We start from the raw sequence: 26,831 nt of genomic DNA, 5'->3' as shown, positions 1-26,831 counted from the left end.
GAGAGCGGTGCGCGCCGCAGCGGCGCACGGATCACGCTCCGGGCAGCGCCGCCGGTCGGCCGCTCCGGGCCAAACGCAGCACGACCTCGGCAGCCCGGGCGCTGGGGCTGGGGCCACGGATGGCGAAGATGTCGTCGAGCCGGCCGAAGCCATCCTCCTGCAGCTGGCGACGCGGGCTGTCCTCCAGCATCTCGCCCAGGGCCGTAGCGAGCACCTGCGGGTTACAGAACTCCTGCAGGAATTCCGGCACCACGTCTGCGCCCACCACCAGATTGGCGAGGATCACCGTCGTGCCCTTCAGCACGCGCCGGCCGATCTGCGCCTCCAGCCAGCCCACACGATAGGCGGCCACATGGGGCACGCCGGCCAGGGCGAGTTCCAGGGTGACCGTCCCCGAGGCGGCGAGCGCCGCCCGCGCCGTGCGGAAGGCCGCATATTTCTCCTCGGGCGTGGTGACGATGCGCGGCTTGACCGGCCACGATGCGACCGTCTCTTCCACCAGCCCCTTCAGCCGCGGCAGGGTGGGTAGAACGAGATCCAGCGGGCGCTGCGCCGCCACCATCGCCAGCGCCGCCCCAAAGTCCGCCCCAAGGCGGGAGATCTCGCGCCGCCGGCTGCCCGGCAGCACCAGCACGCGGGCAGGCTCCGCCCGGCGGCGCTCGGCCTCGGCGGCCGAGGGGCGCAGCTCATCCAGGTGTTCCAGCAATGGATGACCCACGTAGAAGGTGGGTGGCCCGCCCAGGCGCCGATGCACCTCCGGCTCGAACGGCAGCAGCGCCAGCAGCGCGTCCACATAGGGCCGCATGGCCGCTGCGCGTCCCTCCCGCCAGATCCACACGGTGGGCGAGACATATTTCACGATGGGAATGCGCGGATTGGCCGCCCGCACCCGGGCCGCCACGCGGTGGGTGAAATCCGGTGCATCCACCAGCACCAACACATCCGGCGGATCCTTGAGGATCGCCGCCACGGTCTGCCGCAGCCGGCGCAGGATGATGGGCAGCTTGCCAATCACCGCCGTCACGCCGATGGCGGTGAGGTCCTCCATGGGATAGAGGCTTTCCAGCCCTGCGGCGGCCATCCGGGCGCCGCCAACCCCACGAAAATGGAGCGGGGAACCAGCCGCCTGGGCCAGCGCCTCCATCAGCGCGCCGCCCAATTGGTCGCCGGATTCTTCCCCCGCCACCATGAAAATGCGCACCGGCGCCTGCGGGGCCGCCCCCTCGCCGGTCGTCACGCGAGCGCTCCAGGGGCACCGTGGCCCACGCCGACGACAAACAGGCCGGCCGCATCCGCAGCGGCCACCAGCGCCTGGGTCTCGGGCACGATGGCCCCGCCCGCCTCGAAAGCGATGCCGCGCAGCCCCACCTCGTGAGCGCGCGCCACCGTGGCCGGCCCCAGGGAGGGCAGATCGATCCGACGATCCTGCTCGGGCTTGGGCGCCTTCACCAGCACCCCATGGCCGGCACTCACCCGCAGCCGCCCGCTGCGCCGCAGCTCGCCATAGCGCGCCAGCATCTGATCGGTGCCTTCGGCCGCCTCCACGGCGGCCACCCAGCCATCCACCACGATCACCCCCTGCCCCACATCGTAAGGACCGAGGGCGCGGATGACGTCGAGGCCGCGCGCCACATCTGCGCGGTCCTGGGGGCTCGGCGTCACGCCGCCCAGCACCCCTTCCGGCAGCAGGAGGCCGGGCGCCACCTCATGGGCACCGGACAAAGTGAAGCCCTGTTCCGCTACCAATTGCAGCACGCCGGAAAGCAGATGATTGTCGCCACCACGGAACAGGCCGGCAATGCGCGGCAGCAATCGCAGCATCGTCCAATCGAGGCCGAGATCGCGCAGCCGCGGCCGCGTGAGCCCGCCCACCATGACCACCTGCTGGATGCCCCGCGCCTTCGCTTTCGACGCGACCGAACCCAAGGAGCCGAGGCGGAACCAATGGTGCTCGTAGCGTTCCAATGCGGGATCGGCAAAGCCCTGGATGAGGAAGAGCACCACCTCGCGGCCCTGCGCCCGCACCGATTCGGCCACCGCCGCCGGGAAGGCGCCGCTTCCCGCGACGATACCCAAGGGTCGCTCGTCCATGGTCTCCATCCCGGCAGACGCGGATGCGCGCCCCATTGGATCCGGCTCGCGGCTCACGCCTCGCTGCTCACGCCTCGCGAGGGATGGCACAGGGCGCGATTGCGATCCGCGTCGATAAAGGCCATCACCTGCGCCGCAAACGGCGAGGTTTCCACCTTCTCGCGCACCTGCGCCAGGCGCTGGTCGAAGGTGCCTTCGCCGAAGAATAGATCGCGATAGATCGCCCGCGCCTCGTGCAGCTGGGTCTTGGTGAAGCCGCGCCGCCGCATGCCGATGACGTTGAGCCCCACCAGCTTGCCGGCCTGGCCCAGCACGTTGCCGTAGGGGATCACGTCCTCGCGCACCCCGGTCAGACCGGAGATCATGCATTGCGCGCCGATGCGGGTGAACTGGTGCACCGCGCACAAGCCGCCGAGAAAGGTGAACTCGCCCACCGAGACGTGGCCCGCGAGCGTCGCGTTATTGGCGAAGATGACCTGATCACCGACGATGCAGTCGTGCCCCACGTGGGCGCCCACCATCATCATCACGCCATTGCCGATGCGGGTTTCGCCGCGGCCATTGGCGGTACCGATATTGGCGGTGGTGTGCTCGCGCAGCTGGCACTTCTCGCCGATGAAGAGTTTGGTGCGCTCGCCCTTGTAGTGCACCGACTGTGGCGGCGTGCCCACGGAGGCGAAGGGATAGATCTCGGTACCGGCACCCACCGTGGTGTCGCCCTGGATATTCACGTGGGCGTGCAGCTTGACCCCCGCGTGCAGCACCACATGCGGACCGACAATGCAGTAAGGGCCGATGACCACGTCATCAGCAAGCCCCGCCACGTTTTCAACACGGGCGGTGGGGTCGATTTTCGGCACGCTCAATTCTCCACGATCATGGCGCCGACCTTGGCTTCGGCCACCAGTTCGCCCCGCACCCGAGCCTCGCCGCGATACCACCACATATTCCGCCGCCGGGAGATGCGCGTCATGTGGTATTCCAGCACGTCGCCTGGCACCACCGGACGACGGAACTTGGCTTCGTCGATGGTCATGAAATACACGAGCGAGGGCTGCTGCTTGTCCTTGCCGAGCACGCAGACCACGCCCGCCGTCTGGGCCATGCCCTCGATGATGAGCACGCCGGGCATGACCGGATTGCCGGGAAAGTGGCCCTGAAAATGGGGCTCGTTCGCCGTCACGTTCTTGATGCCGACGCAGGAGGCATCACCGTCGATGCGCTCCACCCGGTCCACCATCAGGAACGGATAGCGATGGGGCAGGCACGACAGCACCTTCTGGATGTCCGCGCTCTCCAGCACCTTCTCGTCGCCGGTGGCCACCTGCGAGGGAACCGTCTCGCTCATGCCTTGTCCTCTTCCTTTCCTTCGCCGTGCGCGCCACGGGCCGCCAGCCGCTTCAGCGTGGTGACCTCGCGGAACCACTCGCGCACGGGCTTTGCCGGCGAACCGCCCCAGCGCACGCCGGGCGGAACATCGCTGTTCACATTGCTTGAGGCCGCGATCTGCGCGCCATCACCGATGGTGACGTGCCCCACCACGCCCACCTGGCCCCCGAGCATCACGAAATCGCCGAGGCGGGTGGAGCCGGAAATGCCGGTCTGCGACACCACGATGCAGTGGCGACCGATCACCACGTTGTGGGCGATCTGCACCAGGTTGTCGATCTTCGTGCCTTCGCCGATGACGGTATCGGAGAGTGCGCCGCGATCCACCGTGGTGTTGGCACCGATCTCCACGTCATCCTGCAGCACCACACGGCCGAGCTGGGGCACCTTGAGATGGCCGCGCGGACTCGGCTGGTAGCCGAAGCCATCGGAGCCGATCCGCACGCCGCCGTGCAGGATCACGTTATTGCCGACCAGCGCATGGATGACACTGACGCCAGGACCAATGGAGCAGTTGCGGCCGATGCGCACGTTGGGGCCGATGATGGCGCCGGCACAGATCACCGTTCCCCCACCGATCTCTGCACCGGGACCGACCACCGCGCCCGGATCCACCGTGACCCCGTGCTCGAGCCGCGCCGAAGGATGCACCTGCGCACCGGGCGCGACGCCTTCCTGCCCGAAGATGGATAGGGGCCGCAGCGCTGCGGGAAAGAGCGTGCGGATCACCGTCAGGAATGCGGCAGCCGGACGGGGGGCGATCAGCAGCGGCAAAGCCCCTTCAGCCTTGGCGGCGAAGCGCTCGGAGGTGATGCAGGCCCCTGCCCGGCTGCTGGCCATCTTGTCCGCGAACTGCGGCGTGTCGCAGAAGGCGAGTTCGTCGGGACCCGCGGTCTCCAGCGTGGCGACGCCGCGCAGCAGCCGCGTGCCGGCCCCCTCCACGTCTTCCCCGTCCTTTGGACGCAGCTGCGCCCCGCACAGGGTTGCAATGGCCGCCAGGGTGAGGGGCTCCGGCAGCGGGAAGAATACAGGCTCGCTCATAGCTAGACATGATCAGGCGCCGGACAGCGTCGGCTTTCGCCTCGGCCCTCCGGCGCCTGCCTTTAGGAGAGAGATGTCAGAACCGGGTGCCGCCCGAGAAGCGGAATTCCTGGATGTCGTCGTAGCTGGCCTTCGACATGGCCCAGGCATAGTCGAACCGCAGCGGACCGAAGGGCGACTGCCAGATGAGGCTGGCGCCGATGGACGACCGCACCACATTCTCATCGGCGACGCAGACGTTACCGACAGGGTTCTTCGTGTTGTAGCCGGTGCTGGCGCAGTTCACGAGGTTCGAGTTGCCGTAGAAGTTGTTGGTGTTCCAGCCGGGCACACCCGAAAAGGTGGTCGGGCCATTGTAGTCATAGACCGAGCCGGCATCGGCAAACACCGCCATCTTCAGACCGATGTCCTTCGGCAGGAAGGCCAGCGGAAACTGCACTTCCGCCGACAGACCCCAGTAGAGCGTGCCGCCCAGGGCCGTCGAATTGTTCTGAAGGCAGTTGTAGTACGCGGCGGTCGCAACGTTCGCCGTGCCATTGGCGGCACGGGTCGCGCAGGGCGCCACGTCACGGGGACCGATACCGGACGGGGCGAAGCCACGCACCAGGTTGGGACCCATGAAGAAGTTGTCGGTGATGTTCAGGTCGTCATCACCCCAGGAGCTCACATAGCCCGCCTGACCATGCAGCAACAGCACCGCGTCGCCGTACATCAGGGGGGTGTAGTGACGGATGTCGGTGGTGGTGCGGATGAAGTTCACATCGCCGCCGAGACCCGCCAGATCCTGCTTGAGCTCTGCATACAGGCCCTGGGTGGCGTTCTGGCTGTTATCGAGACCGTTGAACGACAGGGTGTAGCCGAGCGCCGACGTGATGGTCGACCCTTGCGCCACCGCCTCGCGCACCGCCCACGAGGTGGTGCTCTGGCAATACTGCTGCAGCTCGTAGGTGTTGTAGGTGTCGATATCGCAGGTGGACAGATCACGCTGGTAGAGGTTGTAGCGCAGCGCCAGCGTCACCTCGTCGGTGATCGGCAGACCGAACCGCAGACCGCCACCCACCGTGTTGGTGGCATAGCTGGTGTAGCTGGTCGCCTGCGTCTCCTTCCAGTAGAGATCGAAGCCGGCGGCCAGACGGTAGCCCAGGAAGTAAGGCTCGGTGAAGGAGAACTCGGCACCCTGGGCATTCTGACCCCAGGAGCCCGACACCTTCACATACTGCCCCCGACCCAGGAAGTTCTTCTCGCCCAGGGAGATCTCACCAATGATGCCGTCCGAGGTGGAGTAGCCGCCGGAGATGGCGAACTCACCCGTGGGCTGATCCTCGACCGTCACCACCAGAATGACGCGATCGGGGGCCGAGCCGGGCTCGGTGGAGATCTTCACGGTCTTGAAGTAGCCGAGGTTGCGCAGACGCCGCTCCGCCCGATCCACCAGGACGCGGTTGTAGGCATCGCCTTCGCCCAGATCGAACTCACGCCGGATCACCCAATCGCGGGTACGGGTGTTCCCGCGGATCTCGATCCGCTCCACATACACCCGCGGCCCCTCTTCGACCACGAAGAGCACGTTGATCCGCTTGGCCTCGAAGTCGCGATCGCCGCGCGGACGCACCTGGGCGAAGGCATAGCCGTTCTTCGACACCTCGATGGTGATGTTCTCGACAGACTTCTCCACCATGTCGGCGTTGTAGGTCTGCCCCTCGACGGCCCGCACCACCCCCTTGAGGGATTCCGGGGTCACGTCGCGGATATTGGAGACCACATCCACCTTGCCGAACTTGTAGGGCTCACCCTCATCCAGCGTGAAGGTGATGATGTAACCATTGCCGGCCGGATCCAGCTCCGCCGTCGCCGACAGGATGCGGAAATCGGCGTAGCCATTCTTCAGATAGAAGCGGCGCAGCAGCTCCTGATCGGAATTCACCCGATCCGGATCGTACACATCCGTGGACTTCAGGAACGACAGCCAGTTGGTGGTGGTGGTCGAGATGACGTCCTTCAGCTTCCAGTCGGAAAACGCCTTGTTGCCGACGAACTTGATGTCCTTGACGCCGACCTTCTCACCCTCAGTGACCTCGAACACCAGATCCACACGGCCGTTACCGCGATCAATGGTGACCGGGTTCACCCGGACGTTCATGCGGCCCGAGCGCTGGTACACATCGATGATGCGCTGCGTGTCGGCCTGCACGGTGGCCTTGGACAGGGTGCCCCGCGGCTTGGACTGAACCTCGCCCGCCAGCACCTCGTCCTTGATCTTCTTGTTGCCCTCGAAGGCGACCTTGTTGATCACCTCATTCTCGGACACCCGCACGATGATGCGGCCACCCGACTGGCTGACCTGCACATCGGAGAACAGGCCGGTCGCATAGAGCGCCTTCCAGGCCTCGTCGACCTTGGCGGCCGTGTAAGGCCCCTTGCCGAAGTAGGAGCGGATCGTCTCCGCGTCCACACGGCGGTTTCCTTCGACCACGATGGAGCTCGATTGAGCTGCGGCCGGGCTTGCCACGACAAGGGAACCAGCCCCCGCCGACACCGCCACACATGCGGCAATGCCTACTGCGGCGGCCAGCTTTCTCAACACCCGGAGCGGAGCAGTCATGTGGCACGCAACCTTAAGAAATGTCGACGATCACGAACCCGTGCGGGGACCCGCAACGGATTCTCACCCTGTGGAGCCGCTTTTACAGGCTTTTGATCGCGCTGCAAACCGAGCGCACCATCCTGCCCGCCTTTTTGCCGAGACCGTTGCGCTGCCGCCACGACCCCCAGCACCCCCACAAAGCCCTTACATTGCAGCAATATGCAGGACATCGTTCCAGGTCGCGAAGATCATCAGCATCAGCACCAGTGCCAGCCCGATCCGGAACCCGATGTCCTGGGTGCGCGCGCTCAGCGGGCGCCCCCTCACCGCCTCGAAAGCGTAGAACAGAAGATGCCCCCCATCCAACATCGGGATGGGAAAGAGGTTAAGAAGACCGATAGAAACGGACAGCACCGCCGCCAGCGACAGCAGCGCGCCGATTCCATACGTGGCCACCTGCCCGGAAACCTGGGCGATGCGGATCGGCCCGCCGAGCTGGTCCGCTGATTCCCGGCCGACGATGAGCCCGCCCAGATAGTCGAAGGTGCGGGTGACCACGAACCAGGTCTCCTGCACCCCCATGCCGACCGCCTCCACCGGCCCATAGCGGCGGGTGGTGATGTCGCCCTGGGCCAGCGATCGCGAGATTCCCAACAGCCCCGTGCGATGCACGTTGCCGAAGCCGTCCTTCACTTCCTTCAGCTCGGGGGTCGCCGTCAGCCCCACCTCGGCGCCGCCGCGCTCCACCCGGAAGGCCAGAGGCTGCCCGGCATTGATGCCGACGATGCGCTGCATGTCCGCGAAGCTCTCCACCGGCGAGCCGTCGATGGACAGCACCAGGTCCCCCGGCTTGAAGCCGGCCCGCTCGGCGGCACTGCCGACACTCACCTGGTCCACCCGCGGCGCCGTCTCCTGGCGCCCGAACACCATGAAGACCAGGGAGAAGATGACGATAGCGAGAATGAAATTGGCGATGGGCCCCGCGGCGACGATCGCTGCCCGCCACTTCAGGGGCTGGAAGAAGAAGCTCTCCCGCCGCTCCGCCGCGCTCATGTGGTTGAGCTGGGCCTGATCGGGCACCGAGGCGGCATCCTCATCGCCGAAAAATTTCACATAGCCGCCGAGCGGAATGGCCGAGAGCCGCCAGCGGGTGCCGTGCCGGTCATAGAACCCGGCGATCTCCGGGCCGAAGCCCAGCGAGAAGGTGACCACCCGCACGCCGGCCCGCCGCGCCACCCAGAAATGCCCAAGCTCGTGAAAGAACACCACAAGGGTGAGCACGAAGAGAAAGGGAATGATGTAGCCCAGCAGCGACGTGCCAAAACCGGTGAGACTGGCTCCCAAAGCCGAAACTGCGTCCATCGTCCCTCGTCCTTGCGCCGGAACCGGCGTCGCGCCGCCCGTACTTTGCCTCTTAGGATGCCTTTGCGGCAAACTTAGGCAAGAGCGCCGCGCTCAGCCGTCGCGCCTCCTGATCCACAGCCAGGGCCTCCTCGACGCTGGCGGGTGCCGCGCCGGCGCTGACCCGCGCCAGGGTCTCCTCCACCAGATCGGTGATTCCATAGAAGCTGATGCGCCCTTCGAGGAAGGCGGCCACCGCCACCTCATTGGCACCGTTGAGCAGGGTCGGCGCCGCCCCGCCCGCCGCCATGGCGGCCCGGGCGAGCCGCAAAGCGGGAAAACGCACCTCGTCCGGCGCCTCGAACGTCAACTGGCCGCAGCGCACCAGATCGAGCCGCCGGCTGGAGATGGACAGGCGCTGCGGATAGGCCAGGCAGTGGGCGATGGGCACGCACATATCGGGCACCGCAAGCCCTGCCACCACCATCCCATCCACGAACGACACCAGGCCGTGCACCACGGATTCGGGATGCACCACCGCATCGAGCTGCTCCGGCGCCAGGGCGAACAGATGGCGGGCCTCGATCAGTTCCAGCCCCTTGTTCATCAAGGTCGCCGAATCGATGGTGATCTTCGCGCCCATGGACCAGTTGGGATGCTTGAGCGCATCGGCACGGGTCGCCCGGGCAATCTCGTCCCGGTTCTTCAGGCGGAACGGCCCGCCCGATGCCGTAAGGGTCACCCGCTCCACCGCCACGTCCGGCGCCGCCGACAGGGCCTGGAAAATGGCATTGTGCTCGCTGTCCATGGGCAGCAGCTCGGTGCCGCGCCGCGCCGCTTCCGCCATGAAGAAGTCGCCCGCCGCCACCAGGCATTCCTTATTGGCAAGGGCCATGCGCCGCCCCGCCCCCAGTGCCGCCACCGAGGGAGCGAGCCCGGCGACGCCGACGATGGCGCTCACCACCAGATCGGTCTCGCGGGCGGCCGCCTCGCACACCGCCGAAGGTCCCGCCCCGCAGGCGATGCCGGTGCCCGCCAGGGCTTCCGCCAATTCCGCGCTGGCGGCGGGATCCGCCACCGCTGCGAACCGCGCGTTCAGCTGCACCGCCATTTCGGCCAACGCCCGCGCCTGGCGCCCACCGGCCACCGCTTCCACGGTGAACCGCCCGGGCGCATCCGCCAGCACCTTCGCGACGCTGTGCCCGATGGAGCCGGTTGCCCCGAGAATCGACAGCCGCTGCGGCGCGCCGTCGGGTCGTGGCCCCGGCGCCGACCGGAGCGGTGTCGTCATCGCCGACGTCTTCATGGCCGACGTTCTTATGGCCGGTGTCTTCATGACGCAGGTCCTACCACATCAGCAGGCCGGCGGCAGGATCGATGGCCATCCGCAATTCGGCCAGCACAAGCGCCACCAGCGCAGCGGCTGCGAATCCATCCAGCCGATCCAGAAGGCCGCCATGACCGGGAATGAGACGGCTCGCGTCCTTCACGCCACAGCGCCGCTTTACCGCCGATTCGGCGAGGTCGCCGGCCTGGCTCACCATGCTGAGGCCCGCCGCCACCAGCACCAGCGGCAGCAGATTGCCGATGCCGCCGATGGCCGCCACCGCCAGCCCGGCCACCACCGCCGCCAGCACCCCACCGATGGCGCCAGACCAGGTCTTGTTGGGTGAGACCTGTGGCCACAGCTTGGGGCCTCCCAGAAGGCGGCCGAAGAAATAGGCAAAGATGTCGGTGGCCCATACCACTGCGTAGAGAAACAGCACCGCCAGCAGGCCCAGGGGCCCCTGCCCCCGCAGCGCGATCACCGGCAGCGCCGCCGCTCCCGCCACCAGCAGTCCGGACAGGCTCCACACGCTCTGACGCGGTACCACCAGGGCGGCCCCGGCCGCGCCGATCAGCAGCAGACTCAGCGCATAATGGCGATCGGACAGCATCAGCAGCGCGCCGGCCCCGCACAGGGTCACCGCGCACAGGGTGAACCAAGCGGCCCGCTGGCCCAGCCGCGAGATCTCGCCCCACTCGTGCAGTATGGCGAGCCCCGCCAGCAGCCACAAAGCGGCAAACGCCCAGCCGCCGAGCACGGTGATGCCCAGCACCAGAGGCACCAGAACCAAAGCCGAAACCGTGCGATTCTTCAGATCGCTGCCAATGGCCCGCATCAGCGCGCCGCCGATGGGGTCACGCCACCGAACCGGCGCTCGCGGCGGGCAAATTCCGTCACCGCAGCAATCAGCGCCGCCTTGTCGAAATCCGGCCAGTAGATGGGCAGGAAGACGAATTCCGCGTACGCCGCCTGCCACAACAGGAAATTGGACAGGCGCTGCTCGCCCGACGTGCGCACGATGAGGTCGGGGTCGGGAATGCCCGCCGTCTCCAGCCGCGCGGCGATCATCTCCGGCGCCACATCCTCGGGCCGGATCCGCCCGGCCACCGCGTCGGCGGCGATGGCGGCGGCGGCGGCGGCAATCTCCTGGCGTCCGCCATAGTTGAAGGCGACGATGAGGGTGAGGCCCGTATTGTTGCGGGTGAGGGCCTCCGCCTCGCTCAGCAGCGCGCAGATCTCCTTGGCAAGCCCCGCCCGCTGGCCGATGACGCGCACCCGCACATTGGAGGCGTGCAGATCAGCCAGATCGTTACGGATAAAGAACTTCAGCAACCCCATCAGCTCGCTCACCTCAGTGAGCGGCCGTGACCAGTTCTCGTGCGAGAAGCTGTAGATGGTCAGGTAGCGGATGCCGAGCTCGCGCGCCGCATGCACGCACCGCCGCAGGGCCTCCACCCCACGCCGATGGCCCTCCACCCGCGGCAGCTTGCGCGCGGTGGCCCAGCGCCCATTGCCGTCCATGATGATACCCACATGGGTGGGCACCATCGCCGGCGTCCCGCTGGGGGCGCCCTCGTCGCCGGCGGCGGGCAAGGTCATGGCATGCTCGGGGCTCAACGCGTGGCGCTCCTTTCACCCGCAGCTCAGACCGAGAGAATTTCCTTCTCCTTGACGGCCACCACCTGATCCACCTCGGCGATGGCCTCATCGGTGGCCTTCTGCACATCCTTGGAGAGCCGCTCCAGGTCATCGGAGCTCATCTCGGCGTCCTTTTCCAGCTTCTTGAGCTGGTCCATGCCGTCCCGGCGCACGTGACGCACCGAAACCCGCGCGGCCTCGGCATATTTGTGCGCCACCTTCACCAGTTCCTGACGGCGCTCCTGGTTCAGCTCGGGAATGCGCAGCCGCAGCACCTGGCCCTCGGTGGCCGGGTTCAGGCCGAGATTGCTGTTCAGGATCGCCTTTTCCACCGCGCCGACCATGCCGCGATCCCACACCTGCACCTGCAGCATGCGCGATTCCGGCACCGATACGGTGGCCACCTGGTTGAGCGGCATCTTGGAGCCGTAAGCCTCCACGGTGATGGGCTCCACCAGGCTGGCGGAGGCCCGCCCCGTGCGCAGCCCGCCGAGCTCATCCTTGAGCACGCCGATGGCGCCCTGCATGCGGCGCTTGATGTCGGCGATATCGAAGGAACCGGTGCTCATGGCATTCCCCTGTGCAGTCACGTCTCGGCGCGGACGGCCGAACCTTTTATCCTTTCGTCGCCCCGAGGGCGACGGCGAAGTTCACAAATCGGCGCCGGATCCAGGCGCCACCGACCGCCGTTCAGCAGCTCACGGCGCCACCACCGTCACCCGCCCCGTGCCGGTCACCGCGGCGGCGATGGCGCCGGGCTCACGGATCGAGAACACGATGATGGGCAACGCCGCTTCCCGCGCCAGCGCGAAAGCCGCGGCGTCCATCACCTTCAGGTCATGGGCCAGGGCCTCGTCGTGGGTGAGGCGCTCATAGCGGGTGGCGGTGGGATCCACCTTCGGGTCGGCGGTATAGACGCCATCCACGTTGGTGGCCTTCAACACCGCGTCGCAATCGAGCTCTGCCGCGCGCAGCACGGCGCCGGTATCGGTGGTGAAATACGGATTGCCGGTGCCGCCGGCCAGCAGGACGATGCGGCCGCGCCGCAGGTGCCGCATGGCGGGCTGGCGCGCATAGGGCTCGCACACCGTCGGCATGGGAATGGCCGACAGGGTGCGCGCGGGGGCACCGGCCTTCTCGATGGCCTGCTCCAGCGCCAGCCCGTTCATCACGGTGGCGAGCATGCCCATGTGGTCGGCCGTCGCGCGGTCGAGATCCTCGCCGGCCACCCGCGCCCCGCGCAGGATGTTGCCGCCGCCGACCACGACCGCCACTTCGCAGCCCAACGCCCGGGCCGCGACCAGGTCGCGGGCGATGCCCGCGACCGTTGGAGGATGGAGGCCGAAGGGCTCCGGCCCCATCAGCGCCTCACCGGACACCTTCACCAGGATCCGTGGATACGGCAGACCCGGCGCCCCATAGGGCACCACCGGGTCGGGAACATCCGAATCGTCGGAGATGGAGACCGGCATTGGCGCAACCTCCCACCGGTCAGGACTGACCGGCGGCCGCAGCCACCTCGGCCGCGAAGTCGCTCTCTTCCTTCTCGATGCCCTCGCCGAGGGCATAGCGCACGAAGCCGGTGAGCTTGACCGGAGCGCCGACCTGGCCTTCGGCCTCCTTCAGCACCTGGGCCACGGACTTGGAGCCGTCGTGGACGAACGCCTGATCGAGCAGGGTGTTCTCCTTGAAGAAGCTCTTCATGCCGCTCTCGGCGATCTTGTCCTGCACGTTGGCGGGCTTGCCCTGGTGCTTCTCGAGCAGGATCGCCTTCTCACGGGCGATGGTCTCCTCGGGAATGCCGGAGGCGTCGAGCGCCAGCGGGTTGAGCGCCGCCACGTGCATGGCGATCTGACGGCCGAGCGCCGACAGCTTCTCCACGTCGCCGGTGGACTCGAGCGCCACCAGCACGCCGATGCGGCCCTGGCCCTCGACCACCTGGCCGTGCACATAGGTGGCCACCACGCCCGCCGACACGGTCAGCTTGGCGGCCCGGCGCAGGGTCATGTTCTCGCCGATGGTGGCGATGAGCGCCGTCAGCTTGTCGGCGACGGTGACGTCCTCACCAGGGAACTTGGCGGAAGCCACCGCCTCCAGGGTACCCTCGGTGTTGAGGGCGACCTTCGCCACCTCGCGCACGAACGCCTGGAAATCGGTGTTGCGGGCGACGAAGTCGGTTTCCGCATTCACTTCCACAGCGGCGGCATGGTGACCGGCGGACTCGACGGACACCAAGCCCTCGGCGGCCACGCGGCCGGCCTTCTTGGCGGCCTTGGCGAGACCCTTCTTGCGCAGCCAGTCGATGGCGGCCTCGACGTCGCCGCTCGTCTCGGTGAGCGCGGACTTGCAGTCCATCATGCCTGCGCCGGTCTTGTCGCGCAGTTCCTTCACCAGCCCGGCGGTGATCGCAGCCATGTTCAATCCCTTCTTCTCGCGCCACGGCCGGCCAGGGTTGTCCCGAGCCGGCCGTCGGGGACGCTCCGCGCCCCCATTACCTACATTTCCTATCAGCCCTGCGACGAGATCATTCGACCTCGGCCGACATCTCCTTGGCCTGGGCCACCCAGCCGTCCACGCGGCCCGGCAGACCCACCTCTTCGCCGATGCGGGCGGCATCGACCGGATCGAGGCCGGCGACCTGCCAGAAGTGGAAGACGCCCAGGTCGTTCAGCTTCTGCTCGATCTCCGGGCTCACGCCGGTGAGCTTCTTGAGATCGTCAGCCACGCCACGGGGGCCGGACAGGGGCTCGAAAGCGATCCAGGTGCCGCCCACGGCCGGCAGCTCTTCCACCAGCGGCGCCTCTTCGGCGCCCACGTCGAAGCCGAGATCGCTCTGGCTGCGGCCGATGCCGTCGATGGCGGCACGGGCGATCAGATCACAATAGAGCTGGATGGCGCGGCCGGCGTCGTCGTTGCCGGGCACCGGGAAGGCGATGCCGTCGGGATCGCAATTGGTGTCGAGGATGGCCGCCACCGGAATGCCGAGGCGCTGAGCCTCCTTCACGGCGATGTCTTCCTTGTTGGTGTCGATCACGAACAGGAGGTCGGGCAGGCCGCCCATGTCACGGATACCGCCGAGGGCCTTCTCCAGCTTCTCCTTTTCACGGGAGAGCGTGAGACGCTCCTTCTTGGTGTAGCCGGAGCCCTGCTCAGGACCCGCCAGCATCTCCTCCAGCTTCTTCAGCCGGGCGATGGAGTTGGAGATGGTCTTCCAGTTGGTGAGCATGCCGCCGAGCCAGCGGTGGTTCACGAAATACTGGGCGGAACGGTGGGCCGCATCGGCGACCGCGTCCTGCGCCTGGCGCTTGGTGCCGACCAGCAGCACGCGGCCGCCCTGGGCCACGGTGTCGGACACCGCCTGCAGCGCGCGATGCAGCGCCGGCACGGTCTGCGACAGGTCGAGAATGTGGATGTTGTTGCGAACGCCGAAGATGTACGGAGCCATCTTGGGGTTCCAACGGTGGGACTGATGCCCAAAGTGCACGCCAGCTTCCAGCAGCTGACGCATCGAATAATCGGGGAGCGCCATTGTCTTAATCTCCGGTTGAACCTCCGCGGACGTACCCTCGATCCGTCAGGAACCAAGGGCACCGGATGGCCATGGGGCCGAATGTCCGCGTGCGGGATGGCGGCGCATATACGCGAAGGGGCCGTCGGAGGCAAGGGGGCAGCACCACCGCAGCGCGGAACGGACCCGGCTCGCAAAACCCGCCACTAGCGGGCGCCCATACCTGCAGGCGCCGCAGCGCCTTAAGCCGCCTCCACCGCGACCACGCCGGGAATCGCCTTGAGGGCCCCGGCGATCTGTGGAGAGACGGGGAACTTGCCGTCGAGGCGCACTTCCACCTCCGCCTTGCCGTCGTCCATGAGCAGGACGAGACTCACCTCGCCGTCGCGCTTGGTCTGGCCGATTCCCGCTTCCAGGCGGCGGGCGATGCCCTCCAGCGGCTCGGGCGAGCGCACGAAGATGCGCAGCGCCCGGTGGGTGCGAGACGTCACCTCGTCGAGCCGCTCGCAGGAATTGATGCGCACACGCACATCCTCGCCATTGAGCTCCGCCGCCACCATCATCAGCAGCGGCGTGCCGGGCTCCAGCAGGTCGCGATAATGGGCCAGCGCTTCCGAGAAGATCACCGCCTCGAAGGTGCCCGAGGGATCCGACAGGCCGATGATGCCCATGCGCGTGCCGGACTTGGTGCGCTTCTCCTGCCGCGAAACCACGGTGGCCGCGAGCCGTCCGGCAGCGGCGCCGGCGCGCACCGCGCGGGAGAATTCGGCGAAGCTCTGCACCCGCATCTTCTGCAGCGCGGCGGCATAATCATCCAGCGGATGGCCGGTGAGGAAGAAGCCCACCGCATCATATTCCCGCTTGAGCCGCTCCGCCGGCAGCCAGGGGGCGGCATCGGGAATCGGCAGCTTGGCCGCCACCGGGCCGGAGCCGAACATATCGTTCTGCCCCGAGGCGGCGTTCGCCTCCACCCGCTGGCCCTCGGCCACGATGGGGTCGATGGCGGCGAAAGCGCGGGCGCGGTTCTTCTCCAGCTCATCGAAGCAGCCAGCCGCCATCAGGCTTTCGAGGGTCCGCTTATTGACCATCTTCACCGGCAGGCGGGCCGCGAAATCAGCGAGGCTCTTGAAGGGCCTGCCCTGGCGCGCCTCGACCAGCGCATCCACCGCGGCGCCGCCGACCCCCTTGATGGCGGCCATGGCATAGATGATCTCGCCATTCTCCACCGCGAATTCACGGAACGAGCGGTTGATGGAGGGCGGCAGCACCTTGATGCCGAGCCGCTGGGCCTCCTGGCGGAATTCCGCCAGCTTGTCGGTGTTGCCCATATCCATGGTCATGGAGGCGGCGAGGAATTCGGTGGCGTAGTTCGCCTTCAGCCAGGCGGTCTGGTAGGCCACCAGCGCATAGGCCGCGGCGTGGGACTTGTTGAAGCCGTAGTCGGCGAACTTGGCCAGAACGTCGAAGATCTGGTCCGCCATCTCCTTTTCCACACCGCCGGCCATGGCGCCCTCGACGAAGCGGGCGCGCTGCTTGTCCATCTCGGCGCGGATCTTCTTGCCCATGGCGCGGCGCAGCAGATCGGCTTCACCGAGCGAATAGCCCGAGAGCGCCTGGGCGATCTGCATCACCTGCTCCTGGTAGATGATGACGCCGAAGGTCTCCTTCAGATAGGGCTCGAGCTTGGGATGGATATAGTCCGGCTGGGCGCGGCCGTGCTTGCAGTCGCAATAGACCGGGATGTTGGCCATGGGGCCCGGCCGGTAGAGCGCCACCAGGGCGACGATGTCCTCGATGCGGTCGGCCTTCATGTCCACCAGGGCGCGGCGCATGCCCGCGCTTTCCACCTGGAACACGCCCACCGTCTCGCCCTTGGCCAGCATGGCGTAGGTCTTGGGGTCGTCCAGCGGGATCTTCGAGATGTCGAGATCGATGCCCCGCTGGCGCACCAGCTTCACCGCCTTGTCGATGGCGGTCAGTGTCTTCAAGCCGAGGAAGTCGAACTTCACCAGGCCCGCCTGCTCCACCCACTTCATATTGTACTGGGTGACCGGCATATCGGACTTGGGGTCTCGATAGAGCGGCACCAGCTCGTGCAGCTTGCGATCGCCGATCACGATACCGGCGGCGTGGGTGGAGGCGTGGCGGTTCAGCCCCTCCAGCTTCACGGCGATGTCGAAGGCGCGCTTCACCACCTCCTCGTCGTCGCGCGCCGCCTGCAGGCGCGGCTCGTCCTCGATGGCCTGCTTCAGCGTCACCGGGTGGGCGGGGTTCTGCGGCACCAGCTTGCAGAGCTTGTCCACCTGGCCATAGGGCATTTCCAGCACCCGGCCCACATCGCGCAGCACGCCGCGCGCCTGCAGGGTGCCGAAGGTGATGATCTGCGCCACCTGGGCCCGGCCGTAGCGCTCCTGCACATAATGAATCACCTCGTCGCGGCGCTCCTGGCAGAAGTCCACGTCGAAGTCGGGCATGGAGACGCGCTCGGGATTCAGGAAGCGCTCGAACAGCAGATGGAAGCGCAGCGGATCAAGGTCGGTGATCTGCAGCGAATAGGCCACCAGCGAGCCGGCGCCCGAACCACGCCCCGGCCCCACCGGAATGCCGTGGGCCTTGGCCCATTTGATGAAGTCCGACACGATCAGGAAGTAGCCGGGGAACTTCATGCGGTTGATGATGGAGAGCTCATAGGTGAGCCGCTCCTCATAGGCGGCCACATCCAGCCCCTCGGCCGGCCCGTGCTTGGCGAGCCGCTGGGCGAGGCCCTCCTTCGCCTGGCGCTCCAGCTCGGCCGCCTCCGCCGCTTCCGCGTCCTGCCCCGCCTCGCTTTCGGCAGCGGTGGTGAACCGCGGCAGGATGGGCTTCACCGTGCGGACCCGGTAGCCGCAGCGCTTGGCGATCTCCACCGAATGGGCGGTGGCCTCCGGCAGATCGGCGAACAGCTCCAGCATTTCCGCCCGGGTCTTGAAGCGGTGCTCGGGGGTCAGCCGGCGGCGCTCGCCATCGGCGATGATCTTGCCTTCCGCGAGGGCGATCAGCGCGTCGTGGGCCTCGTAGTCCGATTGCGCGGCGAAGAACGGCTCGTTGGCGGCCACCAGGGGAATGCCCTTGGCATACGCAAGGTCGATCAGTCCCGGCTCCACCAGCCGCTCGGCATCGGTGCCGTGGCGCTGAAGCTCCAGATAGAGCCGATCGCCGAAGATGCCGGCGAGCTTGTCCAACCGGTCGGCGGCGAAATCCTCATGGCCACCGGCCAGCGCCAGATCGAGGGGGCCGGCCGGCCCGCCCGTGAGCGCGATCAGGCCGCTGGAGGCGTCCGCCAGCCAATCCAGCAGAATGCGCGGCTCCTCGTCGCTCGGCGTCTCCAGATAGGAGCGGGAGACCAGCGCCATGAGATTGCGCCAGCCATCCTCCCGCTGGGCCAGCAGCACGATTCGCGGCTTGCGGGGGCGGATGACGCCCCGCTGGCCGGGCGGCTCCGGCAGGTCGAGCGCCAGCGAGACGCCGGGGATGGGCTGGATGCCGGCACCGGACATCTTCTCCGAAAACTCCAGCGCACCGAACAGGTTGCCGGTATCGGTCAAGGCGATGGCGGGCTGGCCGTCCGCCTTGAGGAAGTCGGCCAGCTTGCCCACCGTCAACGCCCCTTCCAGCAGCGAATATGCGGAATGGACATGCAGATGCACGAAGCCGGGATCGGACATGGCGTGGCGGACCCAAAGTCGGATGAAGACGCCCGCAGCGGGCAAAGCGGGAGAAGACACCTGCGCCCCCGCTTGGTCAATGCCGCCTTGGTCAATGCCACTGCCGGCCGTTGCGCCAATGCCGGCACACATGCACGCAACCGGCGCTTGGCGAGGACTCCCGACCTCTGCTAAGGCATGCCCATAGGGGAATGCTGCCGAAGGGAAGGTGGCAGCGGACACGGGATGCGACAGCTCTTCATCCATATCGGCACGCACAAGACCGGCACCACATCGATCCAGTGGTACCTGAACCGCCACGCGCGCAAGCTGCGCGCCTACGGCACCTATGTGCCGCAGGCGGGGTGCCCCTCCTCCCGCTCGTCCGGACACCACAACATCGCCTGGACACTGCTCGGCAACAGCCGCGCCAATCCAAGCTGGGGTGGCGTCAGGGAGCTGGTCGACGAGCTCAACCGCGCCAATCCCGTGCAGGGGGTGATTTCCGCCGAGGATCTGGAATTCCTGGTGGACCGGCCCGACGAGATCGCCGCGCTGGAAGCGGAACTGCGCGCCGGTGGCTGGGCACCCGTCTACCTCTTGTACCTGCGCGCCCCGGGCCCCTACGCGATTTCGCTCTACCAGGAATTCGCCAATCAGAACATCGACGTCGGGTTCGACGAATACCTGAACCGCGTGCTCGCCGACGGCTATTATGAACCCCCGGGCAATTGCACCCTGTTCGTGGATTTCAATGCCTTCGTCACCCAATGGCGAGCCGCAAGCCAGGGGGATTTAAGAATATATTCCTATGACGCCGCGACCAAGGGCCGTGGCGTGATCCCCACCTTCATCTCCAGCCTGGGGCTGCCCGCCCGGCTCGCCGAGCTGCGGCAGCGGCGCATCAATGTGGCCAAGTCGGCGGTGACCGACGAGATGCGCGCCGGTGCCCGGCTGATCGACGACAAGTTCGGCGAGGCCTATCGCCGCCAGATCAGCGCCGCCCTCAACGTGGCGGCCCACAGCTTCTAGACGGCCCTCACCGCCGGCACCGCGAACGTGTATATGACGGCATCCAACGAATAAGATTGGCCCATGCCGCCGCTGTATATTCACATCGGAACCCATAAGACCGGCACCACGTCGATCCAGGTGTTTCTGAAGCAATATGAAGATCGCCTGGCCCGGCGGAGCATTCATGTCCCCGTTGCCGGCCGCGTGTCCCCCGGATCTGCGGGGCAGCATAATATCGCCTGGTCGCTGCGGGCCGATCCGCGTTCCGAGGACCGCTACGGCACGCTCACGGATCTGACGCGCGAGCTGGCCGGGGTCCGCGCCCGCTGCGCCGTGCTGTCCTCCGAAGATTTCGAGTATCTGGTGGACCGACCCGAGCTTCTATCCAGGTTCGAGACGCAGATTCGTGCCAGCGGCTGGAGCCCGCACTACATTCTGTTCCTGCGCAACACACGCGATTACGCGATCTCGCTCTATCACGAGCTGCAGAAACATGGCGACACGGACGATTTCGTCACCTTCACCACCGAGATCCTGGAACACGGCTATCGCCGCTCGCATGGGGACTGGGTGTTCTATTTCGACTATCCCGCCTTCGTCGCGCGCTGGCGGGCCGCAGCAACGGGGCCGATGACGATCCTGTCCTACGATGCCGCCTGTCAGGGCATTGGGGTCATCGAAACCTTGCTGGACATCCTGGGGGCCCCGCCGGCCCTCGCCCGCGCGGCCGCGCCTGGCGCAAAGCCCTGGCGGCACCTGCTGGGACGGCTGGGCCTCGATCGCGCCCGCCCGCAGCCGCCTGCCCGCCTGAACACCAACGCGCGCACCGCCTCGGCGGACATGCTGGCGCTCGCCGACCGCATCGCCGCCGCCTATCCCCTGCCTGAGCAGCTGTTGTCGCCGGCCCCGCGCCCGTGAGGCACGCCGCCGGGCGCTCCGGAGCGCCCGGCATCGGCTATGATCGGCCGAGTCCGCGTCCACCGCTCCCGGAGATCCGCGATGTCCTCCCTCACCACCTCCTGGCTGTTCTGGGCGCTGCTCTCGGCCGGGTTCGCGGCGCTCACTGCGATTTTTGCCAAGGTTGGCGTCGCCGACATCCCCTCCGACCTCGCCACCCTCATCCGCACGGTGATCATCCTGGCGCTGGTGGCGGCGATCGCCTTCGCCGGCGGCCAATGGCGTGCGCCCGGCACCATCACCGGCCGCACCTGGCTGTTCCTGCTGCTGTCGGGTCTCGCCACCGGCGCGTCGTGGCTCTGCTATTTCCGCGCCCTGAAGATGGGCGCCGCCGCCCAGGTGGCGCCGGTCGACAAGCTGAGCGTGGTGCTGGTGGCCCTGTTCGGTGTGCTGTTCCTCGGCGAGCGCCTTTCCGCCGTTGCCAGCCTGGGCGTGCTGCTCATCGGCACCGGATCGGTGCTGGTGGCCCTCGGCTAGAGGCCCACGGCGTGGCCAGGCGGGTGATCAGAAGTGGCTGTAGCTGGTGCGCTCCAGCACCAGCAGATGGCCGCCGGCGTCGCGCACATCGAGCCCGCCTTCGGCTCGGGTCTCGCCGATGACGGCAAGGGGCACCCCGGCCGACGCGGCCACAGCGATAAAAGCGTGCAGGCGCTCATGGGGCACGCAGGCGACAATCTCGTAATCATCCCCGCCGGTCAGCGCGTCGCGCGCCAGCGCTGGTTCCGCCCGCGCCGCGGCCGCAGCCGCAGCCGACAGCGGTACCCGATGGGCCTCGATATGCCCGCCACACCCGGACACAGCCAACATTTTAGCCAGATCCCCCACCAGCCCGTCGGAGACATCCATGGCCGCCGCCGCATGGGCGCGCAGCGCCGGCGCCAGAGCCAGGCGCGGCTGGGGGTGCAGATAGCGATCGAGCAGATGGGCGCGCAGGTCGCTGGAGAGCGCAGCGAAGGCTGACCGCTCCGGGTTCTGCCGCAAGGCGAGGCCCAGCGCCGCATCGCCAATGGTGCCCGACACCACGATGGCCTGGCCGGGCGCAGCGCCGGTGCGCGGCACGAAGCTGCCCTTGGGCACGCAGCCAATGGCCGTGACGGAGAGCGTCAGCGGACCGGCTGTGGAGACGGTATCGCCGCCCAGCAAGGGGCATGCGAAGGCGCGGGCGTCGGCGCCGAGGGCCGCGGCAAAGGCCGTCATCCACGCCTCGCGGCCAACGTCATTGTGCGGTAGCGCCAGCGCCAGCAGCGCCCCCAGCGGGCGCGCGCCCTTGGCGGCCAGATCGGAAAGATTCACGCGCAGGGCCTTGCGTGCGATGCTGGCCGGAGAATCGTCGGGAAAGAAATGCACCCCCGCCACCAGCGCGTCCTTGGTCAGAACCAGGTCGCAGCCCTCGGGCGGGGAGAGCAGCGCGGCGTCATCCAGCAGGCCGCGCGCCTCCGGGGCGTCGGCGATGGGGCGCAGGAAGCGGCTGATGACCTCATCCTCGCCGGTGCCGCGCGCCCCGCCGGCGGTCATCTCAGGCCGCCCCCGGGCCGTTGAACTCGGCGGCGCGCAGATCGTGCGCGAGATTGTCCAGCACCGCGTTGACCATGCCGGTCTCGTCCCGGTCGAGGAAGGCGCCAGCGACGTTCACATATTCGGCGATGACCACCCGCGCCGGCACGTCGCTGCGCGCCAGAAGCTCATAGGCCCCCGCCCGCAGCACCGCCCGCAGCACCGCTTCCACCCGCCGCAGCGGCCAGCCGCGCGACAGGGCCTTGTCCACCATCGGGTCGATCACCCGCTGCTGCTCCAGAACCCCTTCCACCACCGCGCGGAACAGCTTCACGTCGGCATCGGGCATCTGCGTGCCCTCCACCTCCTGGCCGAGCCAGTGGCTCTCGAACTCCGCGAAGATGTCGTTGAGCGGGGTCTGGGCGAGATCCATCTGATAGAGCGCCTGCACAGCCCCCAGGCGGGCCGCGCTCTTCTTCATGGGTTTGGCCGGCGCCTCGGTCATTGCTCAAGCCCTCGCTTGAGCCGCAGCAGCGACAAGGCCGCGGCGGCGGCACCGCCCCCCTTGTCCCCCTCGCTCACCCGCGCGCGCTCCCAGGCCTGCGCCTCGGTATCCACGGTGAGGATGCCGTTGCCGATGGGCAGGGCGTGGCCGATGCCCAGATCCATGAGGCCGCGCGCCGATTCGCCGGCGACGATCTCGAAATGATAGGTCTCGCCGCGGATCACCACGCCAAGCCCCACCACCGCATCCACCGCATCGCCGGACATCTCCGCCGCGTCGAGGGCGATTTCCGCCGCCACCGGAATCTCCAGGGCGCCGGGCACGGTGATCACCACCACCTCGACACCCGCGGCCTCCAGCACCGCGCGGGCGCCGGCCAGAAGCTCGTCGGCCAGCGCCTCATAATAGCGCGCCTCGACGATGAGCACCCGCGCGCCCTCCAGCAGCTCATTGGCTTCCTGTGAGCCTTCTCTGCGCGTCGTCACCATGGGACCGTCTCCGAAACTGAGGCGCGAGGCGTACAAGAGCGCGCCGCGCCGCGCAAGCGCACCGCGTGTGCCGGAACTGCAGAGCACCTGCCCGCCCGCCGAATGCGCCGGGCTGATAGCCCGTCAGGCGCGCGGGAACTCGGCGAGTCGCGCCGCATAGCGGGCCATCACATCCACCTCGAAATTGACGAGGTCGCCCGCGCCCACGCCGCCCCAGGTGGTGACCGCCAGGGTGTGGGGAATGAGCAGGCAGGAGAAGGTGTTACCCTCCACGGTATTAACCGTGAGGGAGGTGCCATCGAGGGCCACAGAGCCCTTCACCGCCACGAAGCGCGCCAGCCCCTGGGGCACCTCGAACAGGAAGCGGGTGGTCTCGCCCAGATCTTCCCGCTTCAGCACCTTGGCGGTGGAATCCACATGGCCGGACACCATGTGGCCGCCCAGCTCATCGCCAAGTTTCAGCGAGCGTTCAAGATTGATGCGCCGCCCGGCTTGCCATGCGGCGACGGTGGTGATGGCCAGGGTCTCGGGCCCGGCATCCACGGTGAAGCGCGCCCTGCGCGGGCCGTCCGCCGCCACCGACGTCACTGTCATGCACACGCCGGAACAGGCGATGGAGGCGCCGAGCGCGATGCCGGACGCCTCGTAATCGGTGGCGATGGTGAGGGTCTTCACCTCGCCATGGGGCACGGCGGAGAGAATCTCGCCCATGTCGGTGACAATGCCGGTGAACATTCTAGCGCCTCCACAACCGCACGAGATGATCGGGGCCCAGATCCTCGTGCTCCACCTCGACGAAGCCCACCGGCGCGAACAGCCGCGCCAGCGGCCGCCCGGCCAGCGCCGGCACCGCATCGGCGCCCAGCACCACCGGACTGGTGAAGGCGGCCACCTCGTCCACCAGGCCAGCGTCAAGGAAGGCGGCGGCGGTGGTCGGACCACCTTCCACCATCACCCGGGTGAGGCCCAGCATGCCGAGCAATTTCAGCACGGCGGGCAGATAGAGCCGCCCCTCGGGGCCGCCGCGGGGCACGCGCAGCACCTCCACGCCGCGCTCCACCAGCGCCGCCTCGAGATCCGCCGGTGCATCTTCAGCGGTGACCACCCACACCGGGACCTCGCAGGCGGTGCGCACCAAAGCGGAATCGAGGGGCAACGACAACGCGCTGTCGAGCACGATGCGCAGCGGCGAGCGCTTCTCATAGCCTTCGAGACGGGTGGTCAGCATGGGGTCATCGGCCTTCACCGTGCCCACACCTACCAGAATCGCATCCGCATGGGCCCGCATGAGATGGGCGCGGGCGCGCGCCTCCGGTCCCGTCACCACCGCCGGGCGCGGACCCGGGAGGGCTGCCTTGCCATCGGCGGAAACCGCCAGCTTCAACAGCACATGGGGCCGCCCCTCGGTGACCCGTCGGATGTGGCCGGCGTGATCGGCGAGCGCCTGCTCGGCCCCCACCCCCACGGTGACCCAGATGCCGGCGGCACGCAGGCGCGCCACGCCGCGGCCCTTCACCCGGTGGTCGGGATCCTCGATGGCCGCCACCACCCGACGGACGCCGGCGGCGATCACCGCATCGGCGCACGGCGGCGTGCGGCCATGGTGGGAACAGGGCTCCAGGGTGACATAGAGGGTGGCGCCGCGGGCGCCCTCCCCGGCCTGCGCCAGAGCCTGCGGCTCCGCATGGGGCCGGCCAGCGGCGGCCGTGGCGGCGGCACCGATCACCTCGGGTCCGTTCCGACCATGCCGCACCACCACCGCCCCCACCGATGGATTGGGCCAGGTGCGGCCAAGACCGGTCTGCCCCACGGCCAGAGCCTCGGCCATAAAGCGCTCGTCCTCCTCCGGGGAGGAGACCTGCTGCAGCGGCACCATCTCGCTGGTCATTCTCCCGCGCGCGGCGGCTTGCGCCCGCCGTCCTCAGCGGCGCTCCCCTCGACCGGCGTGCCGTCCGAAGAGAGCTCCGCCAGCGCGTGCTCGAAATCCTTCGCCTCGCGGAAGTCGCGATAGACCGAGGCGAAGCGCACATAGGCCACGTCATCGATCTGCTTCAGCCCTTCCATCACCAGTTCACCGATGGTGTGGGAGGGGATGTCGGTGTCGCCCAGGCTTTCCAGCTGGCGCACCACGCCGGTGATCATGCGCTCCACCCGCTCGGGATCCACCGGGCGCTTGCGCAGCGCCACCTGGACCGAGCGGGCGAGCTTGTCGCGATCGAACGGCACCCGCCGGCCGGCGCGCTTCACAATCATGAGCTCGCGCAGTTGCACGCGCTCAAAAGTGGTGAAGCGCCCGCCGCAATCGGGGCAGATGCGCCGGCGGCGAATGGCGGTGTTGTCCTCGGTGGGACGGGAGTCCTTCACCTGGGTGTCGAGGCTCCCGCAATAGGGGCACCGCATCAGTCAACCGCCTCCGACGCACACGTCTCAGGGGTAGATGGGGAAGCGCTTGAGCAGCGCGGAGACCTTCTCGCGCACCGCCGCTTCCACCAGCGAATCCTCGTCTGCCCCCTTCTGCGACAGCACGTCCAGCACCTCAGCGATGAAATTGCCGATCTGCTGGAACTCCGCCACGCCGAAGCCGCGGGTGGTGCCCGCCGGGGTGCCGAGACGCACGCCCGAGGTCACGAACGGCTTTTCGGGATCGAACGGGATGCCGTTCTTGTTGCAGGTGATGTGGGCCCGGCCCAGGGCCGCTTCCGACACCTTGCCGGTGAGCTTCTTCGGCCGCAGATCCACCAGCATCAGGTGCGTGTCGGTGCCGCCGGAAACGATGGCGAAGCCGTGGCCCTTGAGGGTCTCGGCCAGGGCCTTGGCATTCTCCACCACGTTCTTCGCATAGAGCTTGAACTCGGGACGCAGCGCCTCGCCGAACGCCACCGCCTTGGCGGCGATGACATGCATCAGCGGGCCGCCCTGGATGCCGGGGAAGATGGCCGAATTGATCTTCTTGGCCAGATCCCCGTCATTGGTGAGAATCATGCCACCGCGCGGGCCGCGCAGGGTCTTGTGGGTGGTGGTGGTCACCACATGGGCATGAGGGAACGGGCTGGGATGCGCCCCGCCGGCCACCAGGCCCGCGAAATGAGCCATGTCCACCATCAGCAGCGCGCCAACGCTGTCGGCGATGGCACGCATCTTCGGGAAGTCGATGATGCGTGGATAGGCCGAGCCGCCGGCAACGATCAGCTTCGGCTTGTGCTGGTCGGCGAGGCGAGCGACCTCCTCATAATCGATATACTGGTCCTCCTGGCGCACCGTGTAGGGCACCGCCTTGAACCACTTGCCGGACATGTTGACGGCCGAGCCGTGGGTGAGATGGCCACCGGCGGCGAGGTTCAGGCCGAGGAAGGTGTCGCCCGGCTGCATGGTGGCAAAGAACACGCCCTGGTTCGCCTGGCTGCCGGAATTGGGCTGCACATTGGCGAAGTCGCAGCCGAACAGCTTCTTGGCACGCTCGATGGCGAGGTTCTCGGCCACGTCCACGAACTGGCAGCCGCCGTAATAGCGCTTGCCGGGATAGCCTTCCGCATACTTGTTGGTGAGCACCGAACCCTGCGCCTCGAGGACGGCGCGCGACACGATGTTCTCGGAAGCGATGAGCTCGATCTCGTCGCGCTGACGCCCCAGCTCCGCATTCACCGCAGCCGTGATCTCCGGATCGGTCTCCGCGAGAGTGGCGGTGAAGAAGCGGTTGATTTCCTCCGTGACGGAGGCGGGGTTCGCGTCCTGCGAGGCCATGGCAGGTCTCCAAATCCAAACAAGCTGGGC

The 26,831-nt window shown here is 67.7% G+C and carries 25 protein-coding genes; 3 read left to right on the top strand and 22 right to left on the bottom strand.

What is annotated here, in order from left to right; all coding sequences use genetic code 11:
- Positions 1-31 precede the first annotated feature (31 nt).
- From lpxB to dnaE, 15 genes are all read right to left on the bottom strand, one after another.
- Positions 32-1,237, bottom strand: a complete 1,206-nt coding sequence (lpxB, locus tag MEU52_RS10675) for a lipid-A-disaccharide synthase (protein ID WP_337927108.1) — start codon at positions 1,235-1,237, stop codon at positions 32-34.
- The gene (locus MEU52_RS10670; protein ID WP_238121254.1) at positions 1,234-2,091 is read right to left on the bottom strand and encodes an LpxI family protein; all 858 of its coding nucleotides are present in this window, start codon (positions 2,089-2,091) and stop codon (positions 1,234-1,236) included. The genes lpxB and MEU52_RS10670 overlap by 4 nt, the downstream gene beginning before the upstream one ends.
- Positions 2,092-2,144: 53 nt before the next feature.
- Complete coding sequence (gene lpxA / locus MEU52_RS10665; protein WP_238121253.1) at positions 2,145-2,951, bottom strand: acyl-ACP--UDP-N-acetylglucosamine O-acyltransferase; 807 nt, start codon at positions 2,949-2,951, stop codon at positions 2,145-2,147.
- A 2-nt stretch (positions 2,952-2,953) separates the two neighbouring features.
- Positions 2,954-3,439 carry a 3-hydroxyacyl-ACP dehydratase FabZ gene (fabZ, locus tag MEU52_RS10660; protein WP_238121252.1) on the bottom strand — a complete coding sequence of 162 codons (486 nt, stop codon included), beginning with the start codon at positions 3,437-3,439 and terminating at the stop codon, positions 2,954-2,956.
- Positions 3,436-4,521 carry a UDP-3-O-(3-hydroxymyristoyl)glucosamine N-acyltransferase gene (gene lpxD / locus MEU52_RS10655; RefSeq protein WP_238121251.1) on the bottom strand — a complete coding sequence of 362 codons (1,086 nt, stop codon included), beginning with the start codon at positions 4,519-4,521 and terminating at the stop codon, positions 3,436-3,438. Before lpxD ends, fabZ begins: the two co-directional genes overlap by 4 nt.
- A gap of 76 nt (positions 4,522-4,597) precedes the next feature.
- On the bottom strand, positions 4,598-7,123 hold the full coding sequence (bamA, locus tag MEU52_RS10650; protein WP_238121250.1) for an outer membrane protein assembly factor BamA: 2,526 nt from the start codon (positions 7,121-7,123) through the stop codon (positions 4,598-4,600).
- Positions 7,124-7,309: 186 nt separating this feature from the next.
- A complete protein-coding gene (rseP, locus tag MEU52_RS10645; RefSeq protein ID WP_238121249.1) occupies positions 7,310-8,467 on the bottom strand; it encodes an RIP metalloprotease RseP in 1,158 nt (385 codons plus the stop codon).
- 52 nt (positions 8,468-8,519) lie between these two features.
- Positions 8,520-9,737: a 1-deoxy-D-xylulose-5-phosphate reductoisomerase gene (dxr, locus tag MEU52_RS10640; RefSeq protein ID WP_238121427.1), complete on the bottom strand. Its 1,218-nt coding sequence runs from the start codon at positions 9,735-9,737 to the stop codon at positions 8,520-8,522.
- A gap of 55 nt (positions 9,738-9,792) precedes the next feature.
- Complete coding sequence (locus MEU52_RS10635; protein WP_238121248.1) at positions 9,793-10,608, bottom strand: phosphatidate cytidylyltransferase; 816 nt, start codon at positions 10,606-10,608, stop codon at positions 9,793-9,795.
- Positions 10,608-11,372, bottom strand: a complete 765-nt coding sequence (locus tag MEU52_RS10630) for an isoprenyl transferase (protein ID WP_238121426.1) — start codon at positions 11,370-11,372, stop codon at positions 10,608-10,610. Before MEU52_RS10630 ends, MEU52_RS10635 begins: the two co-directional genes overlap by 1 nt.
- A 44-nt stretch (positions 11,373-11,416) precedes the next feature.
- The gene (frr, locus tag MEU52_RS10625) at positions 11,417-11,980 is read right to left on the bottom strand and encodes a ribosome recycling factor (protein WP_238121247.1); all 564 of its coding nucleotides are present in this window, start codon (positions 11,978-11,980) and stop codon (positions 11,417-11,419) included.
- 129 nt (positions 11,981-12,109) lie between these two features.
- A complete protein-coding gene (gene pyrH, locus MEU52_RS10620; protein ID WP_273546158.1) occupies positions 12,110-12,883 on the bottom strand; it encodes a UMP kinase in 774 nt (257 codons plus the stop codon).
- A gap of 19 nt (positions 12,884-12,902) precedes the next feature.
- Positions 12,903-13,826, bottom strand: a complete 924-nt coding sequence (gene tsf, locus MEU52_RS10615; protein ID WP_238121246.1) for a translation elongation factor Ts — start codon at positions 13,824-13,826, stop codon at positions 12,903-12,905.
- A 109-nt stretch (positions 13,827-13,935) separates the two neighbouring features.
- Positions 13,936-14,940 (bottom strand): 30S ribosomal protein S2, encoded by a 1,005-nt coding sequence (locus MEU52_RS10610; RefSeq protein WP_238121245.1) that lies wholly within the window; start codon positions 14,938-14,940, stop codon positions 13,936-13,938.
- Positions 14,941-15,161: 221 nt separating this feature from the next.
- Positions 15,162-18,623, bottom strand: a complete 3,462-nt coding sequence (gene dnaE / locus MEU52_RS10605; protein WP_238121244.1) for a DNA polymerase III subunit alpha — start codon at positions 18,621-18,623, stop codon at positions 15,162-15,164.
- A 225-nt stretch (positions 18,624-18,848) separates the two neighbouring features.
- Between dnaE and MEU52_RS10600 the strand changes: the two genes are divergently transcribed.
- The 3 genes from MEU52_RS10600 to MEU52_RS10590 all read left to right on the top strand — a co-directional run bounded on the left by MEU52_RS10600 (position 18,849) and on the right by MEU52_RS10590 (position 21,050).
- A complete protein-coding gene (locus tag MEU52_RS10600; RefSeq protein ID WP_238121243.1) occupies positions 18,849-19,634 on the top strand; it encodes a hypothetical protein in 786 nt (261 codons plus the stop codon).
- A gap of 63 nt (positions 19,635-19,697) precedes the next feature.
- Positions 19,698-20,534, top strand: coding sequence for a hypothetical protein (locus MEU52_RS10595; RefSeq protein WP_238121242.1), 837 nt, complete (start codon positions 19,698-19,700; stop codon positions 20,532-20,534).
- Positions 20,535-20,615: 81 nt separating this feature from the next.
- Complete coding sequence (locus tag MEU52_RS10590) at positions 20,616-21,050, top strand: EamA family transporter (RefSeq protein WP_238121241.1); 435 nt, start codon at positions 20,616-20,618, stop codon at positions 21,048-21,050.
- 27 nt (positions 21,051-21,077) lie between these two features.
- Here the strand turns inward: MEU52_RS10590 and thiL are convergent, their stop codons facing one another.
- From thiL to glyA, 7 genes are all read right to left on the bottom strand, one after another.
- A complete protein-coding gene (gene thiL / locus MEU52_RS10585; RefSeq protein WP_238121240.1) occupies positions 21,078-22,088 on the bottom strand; it encodes a thiamine-phosphate kinase in 1,011 nt (336 codons plus the stop codon).
- A 1-nt stretch (position 22,089) separates the two neighbouring features.
- Positions 22,090-22,572, bottom strand: coding sequence for a transcription antitermination factor NusB (gene nusB, locus MEU52_RS10580; RefSeq protein WP_238121239.1), 483 nt, complete (start codon positions 22,570-22,572; stop codon positions 22,090-22,092).
- Positions 22,569-23,060, bottom strand: coding sequence for a 6,7-dimethyl-8-ribityllumazine synthase (gene ribH / locus MEU52_RS10575; RefSeq protein ID WP_238121238.1), 492 nt, complete (start codon positions 23,058-23,060; stop codon positions 22,569-22,571). The genes nusB and ribH overlap by 4 nt, the downstream gene beginning before the upstream one ends.
- A gap of 123 nt (positions 23,061-23,183) precedes the next feature.
- Positions 23,184-23,795, bottom strand: coding sequence for a riboflavin synthase (locus MEU52_RS10570; RefSeq protein WP_238121237.1), 612 nt, complete (start codon positions 23,793-23,795; stop codon positions 23,184-23,186).
- A gap of 1 nt (position 23,796) precedes the next feature.
- A complete protein-coding gene (ribD, locus tag MEU52_RS10565) occupies positions 23,797-24,948 on the bottom strand; it encodes a bifunctional diaminohydroxyphosphoribosylaminopyrimidine deaminase/5-amino-6-(5-phosphoribosylamino)uracil reductase RibD (RefSeq protein ID WP_238121236.1) in 1,152 nt (383 codons plus the stop codon).
- Positions 24,945-25,460 (bottom strand): transcriptional regulator NrdR, encoded by a 516-nt coding sequence (gene nrdR / locus MEU52_RS10560; RefSeq protein WP_238121235.1) that lies wholly within the window; start codon positions 25,458-25,460, stop codon positions 24,945-24,947. Before nrdR ends, ribD begins: the two co-directional genes overlap by 4 nt.
- 27 nt (positions 25,461-25,487) lie before the next feature.
- Positions 25,488-26,801 (bottom strand): serine hydroxymethyltransferase, encoded by a 1,314-nt coding sequence (gene glyA / locus MEU52_RS10555; RefSeq protein ID WP_238121234.1) that lies wholly within the window; start codon positions 26,799-26,801, stop codon positions 25,488-25,490.
- Positions 26,802-26,831: the final 30 nt, after the last annotated feature.

It is taken from the genome of Xanthobacter sp. NM-25 (genome assembly GCF_022138605.1).
Taxonomy (GTDB): domain Bacteria; phylum Pseudomonadota; class Alphaproteobacteria; order Rhizobiales; family Xanthobacteraceae; genus Xanthobacter.
The sequence above is the reverse complement of the archived record's forward strand: the minus strand, read 5'-3'. Positions and strand labels throughout refer to the sequence as shown.

Excerpts from the sequence above, each read along its gene's own strand:
- MEU52_RS10670 (WP_238121254.1), bottom strand. The coding sequence starts at position 2,091 with ATGGACGAGCGACCCTTGGGTATCGTCGCGGGAAGCGGCGCCTTCCCG.
- fabZ (WP_238121252.1), bottom strand. The coding sequence starts at position 3,439 with ATGAGCGAGACGGTTCCCTCGCAGGTGGCCACCGGCGACGAGAAGGTG.
- lpxD (WP_238121251.1), bottom strand. The coding sequence starts at position 4,521 with ATGAGCGAGCCTGTATTCTTCCCGCTGCCGGAGCCCCTCACCCTGGCG.
- bamA (WP_238121250.1), bottom strand. The coding sequence starts at position 7,123 with ATGACTGCTCCGCTCCGGGTGTTGAGAAAGCTGGCCGCCGCAGTAGGC.
- rseP (WP_238121249.1), bottom strand. The coding sequence starts at position 8,467 with ATGGACGCAGTTTCGGCTTTGGGAGCCAGTCTCACCGGTTTTGGCACG.
- dxr (WP_238121427.1), bottom strand. The coding sequence starts at position 9,737 with ATGACGACACCGCTCCGGTCGGCGCCGGGGCCACGACCCGACGGCGCG.
- MEU52_RS10635 (WP_238121248.1), bottom strand. The coding sequence starts at position 10,608 with ATGCGGGCCATTGGCAGCGATCTGAAGAATCGCACGGTTTCGGCTTTG.
- MEU52_RS10630 (WP_238121426.1), bottom strand. The coding sequence starts at position 11,372 with ATGACCTTGCCCGCCGCCGGCGACGAGGGCGCCCCCAGCGGGACGCCG.
- frr (WP_238121247.1), bottom strand. The coding sequence starts at position 11,980 with ATGAGCACCGGTTCCTTCGATATCGCCGACATCAAGCGCCGCATGCAG.
- pyrH (WP_273546158.1), bottom strand. The coding sequence starts at position 12,883 with ATGCCGGTCTCCATCTCCGACGATTCGGATGTTCCCGACCCGGTGGTG.
- tsf (WP_238121246.1), bottom strand. The coding sequence starts at position 13,826 with ATGGCTGCGATCACCGCCGGGCTGGTGAAGGAACTGCGCGACAAGACC.
- MEU52_RS10610 (WP_238121245.1), bottom strand. The coding sequence starts at position 14,940 with ATGGCGCTCCCCGATTATTCGATGCGTCAGCTGCTGGAAGCTGGCGTG.
- dnaE (WP_238121244.1), bottom strand. The coding sequence starts at position 18,623 with ATGTCCGATCCCGGCTTCGTGCATCTGCATGTCCATTCCGCATATTCG.
- MEU52_RS10600 (WP_238121243.1), top strand. The coding sequence starts at position 18,849 with ATGCGACAGCTCTTCATCCATATCGGCACGCACAAGACCGGCACCACA.
- MEU52_RS10595 (WP_238121242.1), top strand. The coding sequence starts at position 19,698 with ATGCCGCCGCTGTATATTCACATCGGAACCCATAAGACCGGCACCACG.
- MEU52_RS10590 (WP_238121241.1), top strand. The coding sequence starts at position 20,616 with ATGTCCTCCCTCACCACCTCCTGGCTGTTCTGGGCGCTGCTCTCGGCC.
- thiL (WP_238121240.1), bottom strand. The coding sequence starts at position 22,088 with ATGACCGCCGGCGGGGCGCGCGGCACCGGCGAGGATGAGGTCATCAGC.
- nusB (WP_238121239.1), bottom strand. The coding sequence starts at position 22,572 with ATGACCGAGGCGCCGGCCAAACCCATGAAGAAGAGCGCGGCCCGCCTG.
- ribH (WP_238121238.1), bottom strand. The coding sequence starts at position 23,060 with ATGGTGACGACGCGCAGAGAAGGCTCACAGGAAGCCAATGAGCTGCTG.
- MEU52_RS10570 (WP_238121237.1), bottom strand. The coding sequence starts at position 23,795 with ATGTTCACCGGCATTGTCACCGACATGGGCGAGATTCTCTCCGCCGTG.
- ribD (WP_238121236.1), bottom strand. The coding sequence starts at position 24,948 with ATGACCAGCGAGATGGTGCCGCTGCAGCAGGTCTCCTCCCCGGAGGAG.
- nrdR (WP_238121235.1), bottom strand. The coding sequence starts at position 25,460 with ATGCGGTGCCCCTATTGCGGGAGCCTCGACACCCAGGTGAAGGACTCC.
- glyA (WP_238121234.1), bottom strand. The coding sequence starts at position 26,801 with ATGGCCTCGCAGGACGCGAACCCCGCCTCCGTCACGGAGGAAATCAAC.